The 1,172-nt window shown below is 33.3% G+C and carries 1 protein-coding gene; it reads right to left on the bottom strand.

Features of this window, described 5'->3' with window-relative positions; translation table 11 throughout:
* Positions 1–169: 169 nt before the first annotated feature.
* Positions 170–1,045 carry a UTP--glucose-1-phosphate uridylyltransferase GalU gene (galU, locus tag CP355_RS09985; RefSeq protein ID WP_098044452.1) on the bottom strand — a complete coding sequence of 292 codons (876 nt, stop codon included), beginning with the start codon at positions 1,043–1,045 and terminating at the stop codon, positions 170–172.
* Between the last annotated feature and the right edge of the window lie 127 nt (positions 1,046–1,172).

Here is a 1,172-nt window from a genome sequence, read left to right as displayed (position 1 = left end):
AGTATAACAGTAACTGGGACGGTTTTTAAGTACACTATTTTATTTGACGCTTACTTTAAACGTAAGCGTAATAGCATATCCTTATTCTTCATCATACAAAAAATCCATCACCCACTTCAGGTGATAGATTAAGTTTTAATATAAAAGATTGTTATGGATTAATATCATATTATAATGTCTTGCCTAATTCCTTAATATACTTGCGTAAAGCGTCGCGTGTTTCTGGATGCTTTAAACCATATTGAATTGAAGTTTCAAGATAGCCTTCTTTATTACCAACATCAAAACGTTGCCCTTTAAAGACATGAGCAAATACACGTTGAGTTGCATTCATTGTATCAATGGCATCAGTCAATTGAATTTCACCACCACGACCTGGCTTTTGATGTTCCAAAATATCAAAAATTTCAGGAGTTAACAAGTAACGACCGATAATAGCAAAATCACTTGGTGCCTTGTCTACGGCTGGCTTTTCAACAAAACTTTTCACGTTGTATAAATCGTCCGCAATCTTACCTTCTGGAGCAATCACACCATACTTAGAAACTTCTTTATGTGGAACTTTCATTACTGCAAGAGTTGGTGCATGAGTCTTGCCATAATCATCAATTAATTGCTTAGTCAATGGAACTTTATCCTTCATTAAATCGTCACCAAGCATAATGACAAATGGTTCACCTGCCACAAAACTACGAGCACGGTAAACAGCATCACCCAATCCAGCAGGATGTGGTTGACGAGTGTAATAAAGGTTTACTCCTAAGTCAGTAATTTCTTGTGTTAACTTTAATAATTCTGATTTACCAGTTTCTTTTAAATCTTGTTCCAATTCAGGATTAGCATCAAAATGATTTTCAATTGCTCGTTTATTCTTTCCTGTAACAATTAAAATGTCTTCAATTCCTGATGCTTTTGCCTCTTCAACAATAAATTGAATTGTAGGCTTATCGACAATCGGTAACATTTCTTTAGGCAATGCTTTAGTTGCTGGCAAAAATCTAGTACCCAGTCCTGCTGCTGGGATTATTGCTTTTCTTACTTTCATATTTTTATAAAAGTTCTCTTTCTAAATTTAATATATTTCGGGAAGATAAAATAAAATCCAATTTTATAATTTCGAAAATTGCAATTTCAAATTGAACACTTTTGAAAATTAAATTCTGTATATTGAA

The sequence above is a fragment of the Lactobacillus sp. UMNPBX4 genome (assembly GCF_002554115.1).
In the GTDB taxonomy this organism is placed as follows: Bacteria; Bacillota; Bacilli; order Lactobacillales; family Lactobacillaceae; genus Lactobacillus; species Lactobacillus gallinarum.
This window is presented reverse-complemented; position numbering and strand designations above follow the sequence as displayed.

What these genes read in the sequence shown, in the direction of transcription:
- galU (WP_098044452.1), bottom strand. Translation starts at nt 1,045, where the DNA reads ATGAAAGTAAGAAAAGCAATAATCCCAGCAGCAGGACTGGGTACTAGA.